This is a genomic window from Streptomyces sp. NPDC050617 (genome assembly GCF_040654795.1).
Taxonomy (GTDB): Bacteria; Actinomycetota; Actinomycetes; order Streptomycetales; family Streptomycetaceae; genus Streptomyces.
Window position 1 is genome coordinate 1 of record NZ_JBFAIS010000051.1, and the last position, 16,372, is coordinate 16,372.

Consider the following 16,372-nt stretch of genomic DNA (forward strand, 5'->3'; position numbering starts at 1 on the left):
CGGACGGCGACAAGCTCACAGCCATACCCGGAACCCCTGGGCCCGACGATCTTACGAATGACCGTCTCAGGCCCACGCTTGGAAGGTAGGACAAGCTGAGAAACTCAACGCGGGGTTCTGGAACCCGGCGCTGCTCGCCCGCGAGGTCGCGACGGCCGGCCTGCTGACGGACGGGCGGCTGGAGCTGGGGCTCGGCGGCAACGGCGACCGGGTGCTGCGGGGCACCTGACCGCGGAGCCTCGGGGGCCTGGTCGTGGTGTGCGTCGCGGGGCCCGACCGTGCCGCGCCACGGGGGAAATGTTCGACCGCGCGGCGCGTCCGGTGGTGGGATATCGGCATGAGCGATCTTCGGATACGGGCTGCGGGCCCCGCCGACCTCGATGCCGTGTTGGCCTTCTGGAAGGAGGCCGCCGAGGGTACGAGCATCAGCGACGACCGGGACGGCGTGGCCCGGCTGGTGGCCCGCGACAGCGGGTCGCTGCTGCTGGCCGAGGTCGGCGGCGAGCTGGCGGGCACCGTCATCGCGGGTTTCGACGGCTGGCGGTGTTCGTTGTACCGGCTGGCCGTCCACCCTGGCGCCCGCAGGCAGGGCATCGCCACCGCGCTGCTGGCGGCCGCCGAGCGGCGGTTCGTGGAGCTGGGCGGGCGGCGGGGCGACGCGATGGTGCTGGAGGACAACGTGGTGGCGCAGCGCGCCTGGGGCGCGGCGGGTTACGCGCGCGAGCGGCAGTGGCGGCGCTGGACGAAGCCGCTGGGCGGCCGAGACGGCTGAGGCGGCAGAGACACGCCGGACGGCGCGGGCACGGGCCCTGGGCGACGGGATCGCCGAGACGCCGGTCCGTCGGAACGCGGCGCCGCCGAGGCGCTTCGGCACCCTCGCGCGCTTTGCCCCTCCTTTACCATGGATGATTCACCCACTGTCACCCTCTTGTGAAAGGTGTGAGCGTCCGCCCATGGGCGAGCCTCCCAGTAGTCGACATCGAGCGATCCGTCCGCCCTTGCCCGATCATGGGACGGAGGTGAACCGATGACCGAAGTGATCCTCCTGGTGGTCGCCCTGCTGCTCACCCTCGCGTGCGCGGTCTTCGTGGCGGCCGAGTTCTCCCTGACCACGGTGGAGCGCAGCGAGCTGGAGCGGGCGGCCGAGCGCGGCGACCGCAAGGCCGAGGGCGCGCTGAAGGCCGTACGGGGTCTCACCTTCCAGTTGTCCGGCGCGCAGCTCGGCATCACCGTCACCGGCCTGGTCATCGGCATGATCTCCAAGCCGTCCATCGCCGCGCTGCTCACCGGCCCGATGAAGGCGGCCGGCCTGCCGGCCTCCGCCGCCGCCTCGACCGCGCTCGTCCTGGGCACCGTGCTCTCCACGGTCGTCCTGATGGTCGTCGGCGAGCTGGTGCCGAAGAACTGGGCGATCTCCCGGCCGCTGCCGGTCGCCCGGCGGGTCGCGGGGGCGCAGCGCGTCTTCAGCTCCGCTTTCCGGCCGCTGATCAAACACCTCAACAACTCCGCGAACCGCGTGCTGCACCGGATGGGCCTGGAGCCCGCCGAGGAGCTGGCCTCCGCGCGCGGCCCGCGGGAGCTCATAGCGCTCGCCCGCCACTCCGCCAAGGAGGGCGCGCTGGAGGCGGACACCGCCGAGCTGTTCGTACGGACGCTGAACCTCGCCGACCTCACGGCGGAGAACGTCATGACGCCGCGCGTCCAGGTCACGGCGCTCGACATCCAGGCCACGGCCGAGGACGTCGCCGACGCGACCCGCGCCACCGGCCTGTCCCGCTTCCCGGTGTACCGGGGCAGCCTGGACACGGTCGTGGGCGTCGCGCACATCAAGGACGTGCTGGCCGTGCCGGCCGAGCGGCGGCCCCGCCACCCGGTGGCGTCGCTGCTGCGGGAGCCCCTGCTCGTACCGGAGTCGCTAACCGTGGACCGGCTGCTGGACCGGATCTCCGGGAAGCGGAGCATGGCGGTCGTCATCGACGAGTACGGCGGCACGGCGGGCGTCGTGACGCTGGAGGACATCGTCGAGGAGGTGGTGGGCGAGGTCCGCGACGAGCACGACCCCGCCGAGACCCCCGACCTGGCCCCGGCGGGCACGGACGCCGAGGGGCGCGAGCTGTACGACGCGGACGGCGCGGCCCGTACCGACCAGCTCCAGGCGATCGGGCTGCGCGCGCCGGACGGCCCGTACGAGACTCTCGCCGGGCTCGTCGCCACCGAGCTGGGCCGCATCCCGGCGGAGGGCGACACCGTCGAGGCGGCGGGCTGGCGGATCGAGGTCGTGGACGCCACGGGCCGCCGGGCGGCCCGTGTGCGGCTGACGGCGCCGCTGCTCGGCGCCGACGACGAGAGCGATGAGAACGGCGACAGCGACAAGAGTGACAAGGGGGCCGGCCGGTGACCGCGGTCCAACTGCTGATCGGCCTGGCGACCCTGGTCGTCAACGCCTTCTTCGTCGGGGCCGAGTTCGCGCTGATCTCGGTGCGGCGCAGCCAGATCGAGCCGCACGCCGAGGACGGCGACCGGCGGGCCCGCAGCGTCCTGTGGGGGCTGCGGCACGTATCGGCGCTGATGGCGGCGGCACAGCTCGGCATCACGCTGTGCACGCTGATCCTCGGCGTGGTCGCGGAGCCGGCCATCGCGCATCTGTTGGAGCCGGTCTTCCACGGCGTCGGCGTGCCGGACGGGCTCATCCATCCGATCTCCTTCGTCATCGCGCTGGCTGTGGCGACGTATCTGCACATGCTCTTCGGCGAGATGGTGCCGAAGAACATCGCGCTCGCGGAGCCGGTGCGCACGGCGTTGCTGCTCGGGCCGCCGCTGGTGGGCCTGGCGCGCGCCCTGCGCCCGGTGATCTTCGCGGTCAACGCCTTCGCGAACGGGCTGCTCAAGCTGTTGCGCGTGGAGCCGAAGGGCGAGGTGGCGGCCACCTTCTCGGACGACGAGCTGGCCCGTATGGTCGCCGACTCCAGCGAGGCGGGGCTGCTGGACGACCGGGCCACCGAACGGCTGCGGGACGCGCTGGAGCTGGGCCGCCGCCCGGTCAAGGACGTGGTGCTGCCGGTGGAGCGGGTGGTGTCCGCGCGGATCGGGGTGACGCCCGAGGGCCTGGAGCGGCTGGCGGCCGAGTCGGGCTTCTCGCGGTTCCCGGTGCTCGACGCGGGCGGCCGGATTCTGGGCTATCTGCATGTGAAGGACGCGCTCGACGCGAAGCCGCGGGATCTGCCGCTGCCCGTCGACCGGGTGCGCCCCATCGCGCGGGTGCGGGCCGCGACGCCGCTGGACGACGTGATCACGGCGATGAGCAGCACGGGCACGCACATCGCCGCCGTCATCGGCGAGGAAGGCCGGCTGGCCGGTCTCGTCACGATGGAGGACGTGCTGCGCGAACTGGTCGGACAGCCGCCAGGCGTGTGACGGCAGGCGGGAGCCTGAGCTTCCCAAGCTCAGAGCGCGAGTTCGATTCTCGTCTCCCGCTCGACGCAGCAGGACCCTTCAAGCCCCGGGCCAGCAGCCCGGGGCTTTGTTGTTGTCTGGATTCGCTTCCGGGGCCAGCACTAGTCACATGGCCCCGACAACGCATCAGGTCGGCAACCTCGGACTGCAGCACAGGCCGGGCAGCGATGCCCATGACCTGCACCACGCTTCAGGGGCACGGAAGCGGTCCGGTGAGCAGTGGGACGAGACAGAGACGGACTTGCACTGTCTGTATGCGCATGACTACAGTCCCGCGCAGCGACCCGCTCGATGATTCAGCACTATGACGGCGCGGCCCACTCGGTCCCCCAACTCCGAGTCGCCGCATTGTCTCGCCGTGCTCCTCGGGAATGAGGCTGATCACCACCTCCACCCCCGGGCCGGATGGTGTATGGCTCGCGCGGCACCAGAGGCCTACGGCATTGCTTCCTGCCGTGGGTTGACACGGGTGGAGGTCAGCGGCCGGGCACGCCCGCGTTCTCTCGCTCTGCCCGACGCACCTGCGGCCAGGCAGCCAGGTGGCATCGCCGATGAGACATCGGCCGACCCAGCGGAGCGCGGTCCAGTGACAGAACCGACCGATGATTTCTTCATCGCCCTCGACCAGACACAGGTCAGTCTCGTGGCCCTGGTACTGCACCAGGCCGCAGAGGAATGCCGGGCCGTGGACACCACACCAGACATCCCGGCAGAAGACCGTTCAGTAGTCACACTCGGGCGCGTAGCGACACGGTGGGCAGGCATCGCGGAGCGCGAGGAGTACTGCGACGTCGTCAATGTTCATGGCGAACGGCTGTACAACGTCTCGCTCTCCTTGGAGGAGTGGTATCAAGTGCGAGCAGCACTCAGCGAATACGCGGCACGTCTGACACTCACAAGGGCACACCCTCCGACAGTAGACGACAACCGGAGGCGGGCAAGGGAAGCGCTGCTCCTCGTGGACCGCATCACGGAGGTCACCAGTGGCTGACGAGCCCTCGGTGCCCCATGGCCTGGTGGATGACGACAGCGTCCCGGGGTGGCACCCCGCCCCATGGACGCTGCCCCGTACAGCGGCGGTCGACAAACTCGCGATCGTCTTGCACGGGCACGGGCTCACGAAAGGCACAGCTCAGGCGGTGTCGCGAGCCGCCGTTCGGCCGGACGACATGCGACGGCGACTCGCGGACCCCGCTGAACTACGAGTGCAGGGTGGCACCCTGCTCATCGCGGAAACACGGTTGTGGTCGGCCACGGTGCTGCCCCATCCCACCAATCCTCGGGAGTACGGACACCGCCGGTACGCGCTGGGGAGCCCCGGGGCGAGGCGGCCGACGATGACCGAGCCCGGGTCGGCTCCCTTCGGTGCGGCGGAGTTGGAGATGCACGTTCAGACACCGACCGTGCTTGCCCAACGTCTGGAAAACGCCAAGGGCCGACTGGTCAGGGAAAACCCACTGGCCCAAGACATCGCCGTCGAAGGCGTACTCCAACCGCTGACTGTGGTCCCGCTCGCGGTAACACACAACAACGATCATCCCGACTGCGCCATGCTCATCGCGGCCGACGGATCGAGCCGGATCAGCGCGGTGCACGAACTGCTCGGATACGCCCCGTCGAAGATCGCGTACGAGTGGGGCGCGGACCCGCGAAAGCTCCGCGGGGAGATCAGCCGCTGGACTCGTCTACTGCAGCGACAGGACTGGCAGTTGTTGACCGAGGAAGAACGCCGCACGCTCCGCGTACTTACCGTCCCTGCCCGTGTGGTCGTCGGGTTCCGGCCGAACGCTCACGCCGACCAGGCATTCCACACGGCCGTACGCAACTTCATCGGCCTCACTCACATCCGTCCGCCGCGTCCTTACGGGGCAGCCGTGGAGAACGAAGCGAAGGCCGACGCAGTCCTGGACAGTCTCGCTGAGCCAGGGCGGTCCCGAGCCGCCCACATCACGGCCAAGGAAAAACTCTGGTTCAACGCCACGCTTACCCAGGAGGAGGCGGAATCAGCCGAACTGAGCAGTTTTCGGGACGTTCGCGCGGCAGAAATCCTCCGTGCGCTGCTGGGGGGCGGGATCAAGACAGCACGGCGAGTCAATGAGGGAATCCGATCCCTCACCGCGAAACAACGCCCTAAGCGCGAGGAACGTGTCGACGTCGCGGTGGAGCTGATCCTGCGGCCGGTGCGCACTGAGCTGAGCGACAACGACGAGGACGACATCAAATTCGTCCGCCCGCGGCGCGCGGTGCTCCAGCGCGCGTACCGACTGCCCGAGATCGAGGAACTGTCGGCCGAGGCCCGGCTGGAGGGCGCCGGAGCAGGGAGCTGCACGCTGGAGGAACTGCGCGACGCAGGCCTAGCCGAGACGGAACAAGGTCTGGGCGACAGCGGTCGGCTCGGACCCGCGCAAACCGAACTCGCGGTGAAGGCCGCCTACTACATGGCAATGGCCAGTCCGATGGCCTTGCAGCGCGAGGTATTCGGAGGCAGCGACGACGAGGACGACAGGGGCGCCGCGACGGTACTGCGGGCCATGCTGTCCCGGCGCAACGGTGTTCTCCAAGCGTACGAGGCCATCCGGGCGGGACGAGCCGGCGAACGGCTTCGCCAGGTGGATGAGAGGGGCAAGCCGCTGGTCACAGCTGAGGGGCGAACCCGAGATCTCACCGATGCCCTCGTGCGCCACACCTACAGTGGTGGACCGTCGCCGCTCGAAAACGCCCGAGTGGGCTTCAAAGCGGCCTCTATGAGCTGGGCGGGAGTGCGGGAGTCCGTCGACAAGCTACGCAGGGAGGTGGAGGAGATGGCAGCCGTTCCCACGGAGGAAGGCGGCCCCAGCTACGTGTCGAAGGAGGGCTGGGAGCCTTCTCAGGTGAGGGAAGTACGGGACACTCTCGACTGGGTCAGCCGTGGTGTCGCGGCCTGGGGCGATCGCTACGTAGAGCAGGCGAAGAACGCGGAAGCGGAATTGTGATGTGTCCGGAAGCCTCAGTCGCACCGGCTGAGGCCCCCCTCCGCTCGGCCCAGATACAGCTCTAACCCGCTCACACCGAAGGTGTCACGGAAGATCCCCGTGTAGACGGTCTGCGCTGCCCCACGGTCGTTCTGGGCGAGCAGTGCCTCAGCCAGATCGAAACGGAGATCGAGCACTTCGACGGATCGGAGACCGTACTGCTTCTCCAATACCGGCAAACGCTCGGTGAGCAGGTCGGCCGCCTTGGCCGGCTCCGTCGCGAGCAGGCCCCGTACCTCGTGATGGAGGTCCCTGGCATCGGCCCGCGGCCGAAAGATGTGCGGAGCCGTGGTGGGCAGTTCCCCACGGGGGCCGGTCAGCGACCTGTCCTCGGGTGCGAACAGCTCGCGGAAGGGCCGGGTAGGATCGGGCCGGATGTGGTCGGCCGGCGGGCCGTCGCCCCTAGCGGGCAGGTAGGCGCGGAGAACCCGGTTCACTTCGTCTGCGGTGGCTGGCCGCTCTGCGGCGTCCTTGGCGAGCAGTCGGGCGACGAGATATAGCACCTCGTCAGGAAGCCCCGCGCGGAGCGTGTCCAGTGGGTCGGGAGTGACGGTGTTATGCATGTGCCGGACTGCGTACTCGCTGTGGTGAGGGAAGACCTCACGATCCGCGAGCATCTCGTACAGCAGGCAGCCCAGGGCATAGAGGTCAGACCGTCCGGTCACTTCCTCGCCCCTGACCTGTTCGGGTGACATGTAGGCGGGGCTGCCGGGATTCGTGCCCGTGCCGGTGAGTCGGGTGTCCCCGGCAGCTCCCGGCACTCGGGCGATGCCAAAGTCCAGGACCTTGGTGTAGCCCTGTTCAGAGACCATCACGTTGTGGGGTTTCAGGTCACGGTGCACGATTCCCTCACGGTGCGCCTCCGCAAGGACATTACAGATGGACACGACGATGCTGGCCGCGACGGGGAGTTCGAGCATTCCGCACTCCACCCTCAGCTCCTTGAGGGTCGAGCCGTGGATCCGCTCCATGACGAGGTAAAAGAGCCCGTGTTGCTCACCGAAATCGTAGATCGCAGGCACCCCGATGTTCGTGAATCGCGCGGTCACCCCGGCCTCCTGCTGGAAGCGCTTGAGCAAGTCGCTTCGCCCCTCGAGGGTCGAAGCCGCTGAGGGATCCGCGAACTTCACGGCGACCGTACGACTGAGCATCAAGTCATAGGCCCGCCAGACCATTCCCATGCCACCTCGGTCGAGAGGTCCGTCCAGCCGGTAGCGGGAGCGCAGGACCAGACCTGCGTGGATATCGAACATGGTGTCGACCTCTCTCCGGAACAACTCAGTACTGCTTGTCATCGTCGGCCGGATCGACCAACCCGGCGGTCAACGCCTCCCCCAAGTGGTGAGCGACGCGGCGACCACGGTCGGCCACCTGCTCCAAGGCTTCTTCGAACCGCGCGATGTCCCTGAAAGCCCGACCGATCCGGCGCTGCTCCTCCAAACCCCTGACTGGGAGGAAGAGGCGTCCCGGATCGAGGCGACTCGGCCGCCCGGTGGCCCCCGCGGTTCCGACGCCGGGGCTGCCGGAAAGCGAACCGGCCAAGAACCAGGAGTCCAGGAAATCCGGTTCGGGACGCAGCACCGTAATTCCCTGTCCGGCCGCAGCGCCGTACTCCTGTGGTACCGCAGGACGCGCGCCGTATGGCGAACCGGCGAAAACCAGGACATCCGCTTCACGGATGGACTCGGATTCGGTGACGTACGTCTGACCGCTGGGCGCCGTACAGGACAGCCCCTCGCGCATGCTGAGGAGCGGCGCCCGGGTCATCGCCCCGGTGGGTGTTCCCCGACCGGAGGCACCCCGCCACATCCTCAACGCGCCAGAGCGGATGAGGTCGTCCAGCGGGACCAGCGCCTGCGGGCCAGTCGATGCCGGACCGCCCGGCGGCGTTTCCCGTACGGCAGGCAAAGCGTCCACCAGTCCGGTCAGCGACTGACGCCAACTGGCTCGGTCCGCCTCCAGTTGCACCGGATCGACGGTTTTGCCGAGATCCGTACGGACATGGCGCGCCGGGGTGACGTCCACGTCCTCGTCAAGGAGCTCGGTGATGGGGACCGCGCGGGAGAAGGCCGGGTCCACCGCTGTTCCCTCCTGGAACCGACGCCACGACACGGAGACGGCGGTATGCACGGCCTCCCAGTCCGTGCCGTTGGTGCGACTCTCGAGGGGAGACAGGTCCAGCCGCTCCGTATCGACGAAGAGCACGTCGCGCGAGGCCGCCTCCTCGCCGGGCCCGGCAAGCCAGAGGTGGGTCCCCAACGCGTGGCTGGACGTGGAGCCGGGCGGCAGAGCCACGACTGCACGCAGCGCGCCGCGCCGCACCAATTCGGCACGAATGCGTCGGCCCGAGGGCCTGGCGGCCGCGGCGGCGGGCATGAGGAGGACCGCCCGACCCCCTTCGTCAAGGTGAGCCATCGCATGCTGGACCCAGGCGAGTTCGGGCTCTCCCTTGGGTGGCAAGCCGTAGGACCATCGAGTGTCGTATCCCAATTCGGACCGGCCCCAATCGCGCTGGCCGAACGGGAGGTTGCAGACAATGCCCTGCACCCGTGCAGCGGAGTGGGCGTTCGCCAGCAAGGAATCGCCCGCGGTGACGGAGGCCTCGTGGCAGCCGTGGAGCCGCAGCCGTACGGCCGTGATCTCCGCGAGGTCGGGATGGGTTTCCTGGCCGAGCAGGACGGCGGTGCCGTTCTTCGCGGCGTCGAGGAGGAGACTGCCCGTGCCGCACGCGGGGTCCAATACAGAGCGAGGGGCTTCGCCCTCCACGGAAGCCGCCAGCACGCACATCAGCGCCGCGACCGGAGCCGGTGTCACTTCCACCTGGCGGGCGTGCGCCTCCACCCAACGGCTGAGCAACGCTTCGAACGCCTCGGCAGCGCCTAGCTGGTCCTTCAACCCATCGACGCGAACGCCCAGCTCCGCTGGCAAGGTCCCAGCTGCCGCCGCAGGCCGGTCGAGGTTTAGGGAATGATCCCCGCCGAGCAACCGGAGCCCGACCGTGGCCAGTATTCCGCCGGGTCGCCCGGGGTCCCGTAGGACCTCCATCGCTCGCCACACCTCGTCGACCGGCGAGAGACGAACCGGACGGCCATGGGCTTCGAGCCAATTCATGACTTCCCGCAAGGAGAACCGCGGACTGGCCGCAGTGCCGCCCGCCGGGGTGGGAAACTCCGCGTAACGCCGACGCCAATTGCTCACCGCCGCCGATCCGACCCCGGCCATGCGGGCGATCTCAGCCGCTGTGACCGTGGCTCCGCTCGTCATCAAACCCTCCTCGCGCGACATTGCGCAGGGATCATACCGAGAAGACCAGTTAGCGCAAGTCACCCAAAAGAGCTGGTTGACTAGCTTCACAAAAATGTGCTCCCATGGTGAACCCTCGAGGCCGATGCCGTGGAGATTGCATGCCTGCATGGACGCCACCGCGTGAGAGCACATGGACCACCGGACTGATCCGTGTGTTCTCCGGATCACTGCTCCGCCCGAGCACGGGCAACTGTCCTTACAAAGGGGCGCTCAAGGCGCGAGCTGGACTCAAACTGGCCCCGGGCCCCCTTCCCTCGTACAAAGCCGACGCACGCGAGGGCTTCAACCTCGGTCCACTCCAAAACGCACTCGATCTGATCGAGTACAAGGGCGCCGGCCCCGAAGAAGCCCTCCATCGCGCCCTCGCGGCCACCAGGGAGCGGCCCGAGGCCGATCCGGGACTCGCCACCTGGACACGCTTCGCGCTCGACCGTTATCTGGAGGGCAACATCCCGGATCTTCAGCCCGTATCCCACTCCTGGATCATCGTCACCCGGCTCAGAGAACCCGACAGCCGTGGTGCCAAGCGCTACGAACAGTGCGTCTGGGGTCGCCCGTACGCCTCGGCCGACGGCCGAGTGCGGGAGCTACGCGTACCGGTCGCCAGGGAGCTGCGCGAGACGGATCCGGGAACCGCTGGGCATGTCGAACCGGCCGAGCGGGCAGGCTTGACAGCAATCGCGCAGATCGTGGCCCGTGGCGAACCTCACCGGTTGCCGGACCGCTTCCACTGGGGCAAGGACGCCCAGCCGGTTCTGGACGCCGGCGAAGCCGCCTGGCGGCAGCCCGAGGAGGTGAGGATCACCGAGGTGAGCTGCCTGGACGGGCAGCGAAGCGAAGTACTCCGAGAAGGTCCGGAGGACGTGGCACGAGGCTACGCGGCCCATGGCCTTCCGGGGCTGGCCACCGCCATCTCCGCCGATGCCTTCCTTCCCGGCCACGACTGCGAGGACTGCAAATTCGCCCCGAGCTGTCCGGCGCTGAGCCGCCTCGGTGGGGTCCTGGGCATCGAGGACCGGACCCGACCACGACGCACTTGGTCGGTCACCAACGGTCGCTCATACGTCGGCCGCCCCGGCCTCGATGAGGGCTGCCCCGCCCGCGAGCGGCTACGTCGGCTCCGGTTGCCGGACCGCGACGGGCGCGCACTCACCCCGCCCGTTATTCGCGGCCACGCCGTACACACCTGGATCCAGCAGCACCACGAGTCACATCCGGGAATCGCCTGTCGCCCCTCCGACGCACCGGACGGCCGGATCGCCTGGACGGCGGGATCGTGGACAGTTCCGCAGGAACAGGCAGAGCTCGGCTCGCGGATGATTGCCGCTCATGCCCGCTACTGCCCGTACAAACTCTCCACGGTCACCGAAGTGGTCCACGAACGGACCCTCGTGGTGCACGACACCGCAGCCGACACCATAGTGATCGCCAAGGCGGACATGCTCTACCGGGATGGGGCCTCCTGGGTCTACCGGGAGACGAAGACCGATTCCCGACGCTATCCACCCGAGACCGCCGACGTCCTCCGCGAACGGCCGCAACTCGCACTCGCCGTCCTCCTCAGCTCCAGCCCCGTCCTCAACGAGGACGTCTCCGCAGCACGGGTGGAGCTTGAAATCCTCGGACCGCACGGTGCCCGGCTCACCTTGATAGACCCCTTCGATCCCGAGATCCGCGCCGCAGCACGTCAGACCATGCAGGCCCTGGCTGCCGACTGGCACGCGGACACCACTGCCGTCGCTCGAATGGGTTCTCACTGCCAGGACTGCGAAATGGCCGTTTGGTGCCGTCCCGTACTCCCCGATATCCGTCGCGAAGGACTTGGATGAGCTCTGAACGGAAGTTTCCGCCGGCCTGCTGGGCGGAGGCGGAAGGCATCCTCTTGCTCCGTAGCATCGCCACCGGCATGGTCCGCCTCAGCCAGGTGGCCAACACGGGGGCAACCACCCTTCCGTACCCCGACGAGGCGCAACGTGCTCTGAACAGCACCATCCTCACCTGCCTGCTGCTTAAGGCAGAGCCGCCCACGAGTCTGCTCAAGCTCGTCGAGTGGGCGGCACACCGCCCCGTGGACAGATGGCCCGCCGCGCTGCCGCCCGACGCAGTGCCCCCTGGGTCGCTGCTCCTGGACAAGGCGACCCGTCAGCCGACCCAGCTCTGCTATGAATGGGCCGTGGACGCGGAGGACTCCGCCTCCCTCTACTCCGAGCAGCGCTACATGACCATCGCGGCACAACGCTGCCAGGAGGAAGTCCATCCGGAGGCGTACCACGCCTTCCGACGGCTGCTGGTGCGGCGCCCCGTACTGACCCACCGCGAACTCACCACCCTCCCCGCGGCGGGGAACGGTGAGCTGGAAGCACTCGGCGACCTGCTGCGCGACATCTACCAGCCGACACCGGCCAGCTACCTCGACCAGGAGCAGCGCACCTACACCGCCTGCGCTCGCTGTCACACTCTGTTGCACCCCACGACCGAGGGCGGACTGTGGTGCGAGCGGCAACGATGCCGTGACATGGGCACCGTTCGTCGCGGCCGTGAGTATCGGGCCGATCACGGTGGCGGTATCCACCTCCTGATCCGGCCACTGCGCCAATGGGTGTCCGAGCCCGGCACCTGGGAGATTCGGATGGCCCGCCGACTGACGAACAACGGAGCGGATGTCGAACTGTGGCCCGGTTTCGGCAACTACGGCATGCGTGTACGACTCCCCGACGGCACTGCCTTGGCTGTCGACTGCAAGGACTGGGCAAGTCCCGCCCTGCTGGGACGACAGGCGAAGCCACCGCCCCCCGACCCTCCGTACGACCGCTGCACCTGGGTGGTGCCGTCCGCCCGGCTTCGCGATCGTCCTGGCTTCCGCGCGACCTTTGAACGCTACCGGTCGTCCTCGTCACCTGACCTCATAACGGACAGGGAATTGGTGGGCACCGTGCGGCAGCTCGTCGGGCCCGTCGCTCTCAGGAATCGACACACAGGCATGGCCCTGGATCGGGGCGACGAACCGAGGGAGGGGCTGTTCTGATGCGTGACCGGAACTCCTGGCTCACCAAGACAGCCGCCACGATCCGTGCCACCTGGCCCGTGGACGGCGGACCGAATCGCCCGACTCGCCTGTGCCGCGTGGAGCTAGGGCTCTACCTGTTGGAACGCCTCTGCCCCGGGGAGCCGGCCATCTCCGCGTGGACAGTACTGGGTGGCTACCCCTTCGCGCTGGTACGGGACCGCGCACCAGAGAGGGAGAGGATCCTCCGGGTGGCACGCCACTTGTTGTGGATGCTCAGGCGACGACGCACCTGGGAACGCGCACTGCAGCAGTACGCGTCCTTCCCCGCCGAGGTACGCGGCTACCGGATCACCGACCTCGACGCGCCGGCCCAGCGAGAGGAGGTGTCGATAGCCTCCAAACGCTGGGAAGTGTACGAACGGGCCCTCACCTCCACACCTCCCTTTCACCGCCGGAAACGGATGATGATCGCCCAACCGGGAAGGTCGTACCGCTTCCCGCAGGGGAAACTCCTCACCTCCGTCCGACTGCCCGAGCATCTCCCGGTGAGCCCCGTTCATCCCCACAGCCTCGTACCTCCTCCCGAGGCGGGCAGGCCGATCGAGGCGACCTGGGCCGAACTACTGGCAACGGCCGAGTGGATGGACAGACAACTGAGGATCACAGACCCCCGCAAGACCTGGTGCAACAGGATGCTTCGGATCGATCTGGATGTGCTCGACCAAGAAGAGAAGGAGTACCGCCCCAGCCGGAAGTTGTCCGTCACCGGCCTCTTCCACCTCGTAGGCATGGTTGGCGCTGGCAAGAGCACCCTGCGAGACGTGCTCACCGTCCATGCCGTGCGACAAGGCCGGAGGGTGGCCATCGTCGTAGGAGACGTAGCCGAACAGCTCATGCTGGTGGCCTTGTTCAGTGCGCTGAAGCTCAAGGTCGCCCCCGTGCTGGGAGCCTCCACCAGAGCGCGGAACGCTCAGCGCATGCACCGCAGACTAGCCAGCGCGGGAGCGGTGTCCCTGCTCAGCCACGCGGCCGAGCGCTTCACATACTTGAGCACGGCCTGCCCGCTCGATGCTCTGCGCAGTACCGAAGCCCTTCGCCCTCTCGGCCTGAGCGAGTCGCCCTGCGTCCGTCTGTACCCGGCAGACCCCCAAACATCCACACCCGGTTCGGACGAGGTGGGTTCGCGTGCCGTGGAGCCGCCGGTCGAACCGCCTGCTGCAACTGTCAACGACACAAACGTCCATCTCTCCGGTGAGCAGGGCTGTCCTCTGTGGGCCGACTGCCCCCGACACCGCGGCGCCCACGATCTGGTCGATGCCGACATCTGGGTGGCCAACCCCGCCAGCCTCATCTACGGTCTGACACCCCGGCACCAGAACAGGGAGCGGGCCAGGTTCCTGGAAGTCGCGTGTGTCCGCAGCGACCTGATCATCGTGGACGAAGCAGATCGCGTGCAAATGCAGCTCGACTCCATGTTCGTACCCTCCGCCACCCTGGTCGGTCGCGCTCCGGATTCCTGGCTCGACGAGCTTCAGTCACACACCACCGCCGAATTCGCCCGCCAGGGACGCCGACAGCTGTCAAGCGCGGATGTGGACCGCTGGTCCTCCTCCCTGACCGCGTCGATTGCCGCTACCAATCGGCTGTACTCCATGCTCATGCGCCACTCCAAGCTCCGGGCTTGGGTGCAGGCAGACTATTTCAGTACGTGGACGCTCCAACAGAAGCTGGTTGAAGACTGGTTCCGGGACCGGGCAGCACCGGAGAGATCGGAAGAGGACGACGAACCAGACATCGAGTTCGAGGAGGACTCCCACGAGGAGGACGACCTGGACGGGCCGGACCCCGACGCAGAGGATCGCGTATCCGCAGCAGGCGGGGAGCCGGCCGATCCGCGCACCGCGCGGCGGGACGCGGTCATGGAGATCCTTGACTCCTTCCGCGACGACCCACTCGGAGGCAGCCAATCCGACAACCCCGAACTGACCGATCTGGTGAGTCTCACCCATGACCTGTTGCACACCCTGGACGAGGACCGCACTCGTGCCAGGGCCGGAGAAGCGCTGGAGCGACTTTCCAGGATCTCCCCCAAGACCCCCGACGAACTCCTCGTCAAGACGATGCGCTTCGAGTTCACCCTGCTGCTCGGGGTCCTCCAACAACGCCTCGACGTCCTCACTGAGTTGTGGCCGACCGTGGAAGCCGCGCTCAACCTGGAATCGACGGACAATCAACTGTCCCGGCGCCCACCGCTCGACTACGGCCCCCTGGTGCCGGAGTCACCGATGGGCAACATCCTCGGGTTTCAATTCCTTACCGAAGAAGCGGACTCCGCCCTGAGCTCCAGCAGCGCCGTGCTGCGCTTCTTCCGCTGTGCCGGGGTGGGCCGCTCGCTGGTGACCGGGCTGCACGAGGTGGCGGCGCTCGACGGCGGGCCGACGGCCCACGTGCTCCTGATGTCGGGGACCAGTTGGGCCGGCACCGCAGCGGGCGCACACGTGCTGGCACCAGTCCGCGCCATCCTGAAGCCCTCCCCCAGAGAGCGCAGCGCACTGCTCTGCACCTCCTTCCGTAAAATCTTCGTTCCTGGTCCGGACGGGAAGCCGTTGCACTTGTCCGGGATGCGTCCGGACCGGCGCCCGAAGGTTCTGGAGTGGATGCTCGACGGTCTCGCTAGGCCGCGGGACGGCCAGTTCCAAAGCGACTTCGAGCAGGAACTGGACCTGATCGACAACTCCAAGCGGAAGCGTCTGCTAGTGCTCGTCGGCTCGTACGAGGAGGCCCGTCGAGGCTTCCAGCTTCTTGAGACCGTTCCCCGTTGGAAGGGAAAAGTGTGCCGACTGATCGCGGACGACGCTGAGCTGGAGGCTTCCTTCGGTGGTGCTACGCCGGGTGACCCGGTGGCAGTCACCGAGACCGGGACGCTGCGACGCGGTGACGTTTCCGTGTTCGGAGCTATGCACGCCGAAATCCTGATTGCGCCGCTCATGTCGGTAGAACGCGGACACAACATCCTCAACGACGCAGGTCAGGCGGCAATCGGCTCGGTCTTCTTCCTCGCCCGTCCCCACCCTCGCCCGCACGACATCGGCCTCGCGGTCCAGGGCATCAACAGTTGGGTGACGCGCCTGGTATCCGGCCGCGGATTCGAGGAGTTGGTTACTTCGGCTCCAGACCTCAACGCGGCCGGACGTGCCTTCCGCAGGGAGGCACGCATCCGATGGCGTCATTTGCTCACCCGGAAGATGGCCTGGCGGCACTTGAACGATGAGGACAAGGCGGCCTTCACCTGGGACCGCTTGGTCGTGATGTGGCAGGTCGTCGGGCGGCTGGTGCGTGGCGGGGTCCCGGCGAGGGTCGTCTTCGTGGACTCGCGGTTCGCCGAGCGCGAGGCCGCTGGCCGAGGAGCCGATACCTTCCGCACGGGACTGCTCGCCAGCATGGTCCACGTCCTCGAACCGTACTTCGACAACGAGGGCCCAACCCCCCTGGCCGAACAGCAACTGGTGCGGACCCTCTACGAGCCCCTCTACCTGGCGCTCAAGAACATTCCCCCCTACCGACCGGACGCACTGCTTCGCGCGACCCGATGAGG

At 68.0% G+C, this 16,372-nt stretch carries 10 protein-coding genes, 1 tRNA gene and 1 pseudogene; 10 read left to right on the forward strand and 2 right to left on the reverse strand.

Annotated elements, in window-relative coordinates:
* Positions 1-103 precede the first annotated feature (103 nt).
* The 7 genes and pseudogenes from AB0I49_RS37100 to AB0I49_RS37130 form a co-directional block, all read left to right on the forward strand.
* Positions 104-196, forward strand: a pseudogene (locus AB0I49_RS37100) (LLM class F420-dependent oxidoreductase); the annotation flags it as partial.
* A gap of 141 nt (positions 197-337) precedes the next feature.
* Positions 338-772: a GNAT family N-acetyltransferase gene (locus AB0I49_RS37105; protein ID WP_363231634.1), complete on the forward strand. Its 435-nt coding sequence runs from the start codon at positions 338-340 to the stop codon at positions 770-772.
* Positions 773-1,027: 255 nt separating this feature from the next.
* Positions 1,028-2,398, forward strand: coding sequence for a hemolysin family protein (locus AB0I49_RS37110; RefSeq protein ID WP_363231635.1), 1,371 nt, complete (start codon positions 1,028-1,030; stop codon positions 2,396-2,398).
* Positions 2,395-3,414 (forward strand): hemolysin family protein, encoded by a 1,020-nt coding sequence (locus tag AB0I49_RS37115; protein ID WP_363231636.1) that lies wholly within the window; start codon positions 2,395-2,397, stop codon positions 3,412-3,414. The genes AB0I49_RS37110 and AB0I49_RS37115 overlap by 4 nt, the downstream gene beginning before the upstream one ends.
* Positions 3,407-3,475 (forward strand) — tRNA-Gly (locus tag AB0I49_RS37120). The genes AB0I49_RS37115 and AB0I49_RS37120 overlap by 8 nt, the downstream gene beginning before the upstream one ends.
* A 564-nt stretch (positions 3,476-4,039) precedes the next feature.
* On the forward strand, positions 4,040-4,444 hold the full coding sequence (locus tag AB0I49_RS37125; RefSeq protein WP_363231637.1) for a hypothetical protein: 405 nt from the start codon (positions 4,040-4,042) through the stop codon (positions 4,442-4,444).
* A gap of 346 nt (positions 4,445-4,790) precedes the next feature.
* The gene (locus AB0I49_RS37130; RefSeq protein WP_363231638.1) at positions 4,791-6,425 is read left to right on the forward strand and encodes a hypothetical protein; all 1,635 of its coding nucleotides are present in this window, start codon (positions 4,791-4,793) and stop codon (positions 6,423-6,425) included.
* Between the two features lie 14 nt (positions 6,426-6,439).
* On the opposite strand, the gene AB0I49_RS37135 is transcribed toward AB0I49_RS37130, so the two are convergent.
* Positions 6,440-7,717, reverse strand: a complete 1,278-nt coding sequence (locus AB0I49_RS37135; protein ID WP_363231639.1) for a serine/threonine-protein kinase — start codon at positions 7,715-7,717, stop codon at positions 6,440-6,442.
* A 25-nt stretch (positions 7,718-7,742) separates the two neighbouring features.
* On the reverse strand, positions 7,743-9,728 hold the full coding sequence (locus AB0I49_RS37140) for an N-6 DNA methylase (protein WP_363231640.1): 1,986 nt from the start codon (positions 9,726-9,728) through the stop codon (positions 7,743-7,745).
* A gap of 140 nt (positions 9,729-9,868) precedes the next feature.
* Between AB0I49_RS37140 and AB0I49_RS37145 the strand changes: the two genes are divergently transcribed.
* The 3 genes from AB0I49_RS37145 to AB0I49_RS37155 are packed head-to-tail and all read left to right on the forward strand — an operon-like array spanning position 9,869 to position 16,370.
* Positions 9,869-11,599, forward strand: a complete 1,731-nt coding sequence (locus AB0I49_RS37145) for a PD-(D/E)XK nuclease family protein (RefSeq protein ID WP_363231641.1) — start codon at positions 9,869-9,871, stop codon at positions 11,597-11,599.
* Entirely contained in the window at positions 11,596-12,795 is a 1,200-nt protein-coding gene (locus AB0I49_RS37150) for a hypothetical protein (RefSeq protein ID WP_363231642.1), read from the forward strand. Before AB0I49_RS37145 ends, AB0I49_RS37150 begins: the two co-directional genes overlap by 4 nt.
* Positions 12,795-16,370: a signal recognition particle gene (locus AB0I49_RS37155; protein ID WP_363231643.1), complete on the forward strand. Its 3,576-nt coding sequence runs from the start codon at positions 12,795-12,797 to the stop codon at positions 16,368-16,370. Before AB0I49_RS37150 ends, AB0I49_RS37155 begins: the two co-directional genes overlap by 1 nt.
* The last annotated feature ends 2 nt before the right edge of the window (positions 16,371-16,372 follow it).

Coding starts and splice junctions, on each gene's coding strand:
- AB0I49_RS37105 (WP_363231634.1), top strand. CDS start 338: ATGAGCGATCTTCGGATACGGGCTGCGGGCCCCGCCGACCTCGATGCC.
- AB0I49_RS37110 (WP_363231635.1), top strand. CDS start 1,028: ATGACCGAAGTGATCCTCCTGGTGGTCGCCCTGCTGCTCACCCTCGCG.
- AB0I49_RS37130 (WP_363231638.1), top strand. CDS start 4,791: ATGACCGAGCCCGGGTCGGCTCCCTTCGGTGCGGCGGAGTTGGAGATG.
- AB0I49_RS37135 (WP_363231639.1), bottom strand. CDS start 7,717: ATGTTCGATATCCACGCAGGTCTGGTCCTGCGCTCCCGCTACCGGCTG.
- AB0I49_RS37140 (WP_363231640.1), bottom strand. CDS start 9,728: ATGACGAGCGGAGCCACGGTCACAGCGGCTGAGATCGCCCGCATGGCC.
- AB0I49_RS37145 (WP_363231641.1), top strand. CDS start 9,869: ATGCCTGCATGGACGCCACCGCGTGAGAGCACATGGACCACCGGACTG.
- AB0I49_RS37150 (WP_363231642.1), top strand. CDS start 11,596: ATGAGCTCTGAACGGAAGTTTCCGCCGGCCTGCTGGGCGGAGGCGGAA.
- AB0I49_RS37155 (WP_363231643.1), top strand. CDS start 12,795: ATGCGTGACCGGAACTCCTGGCTCACCAAGACAGCCGCCACGATCCGT.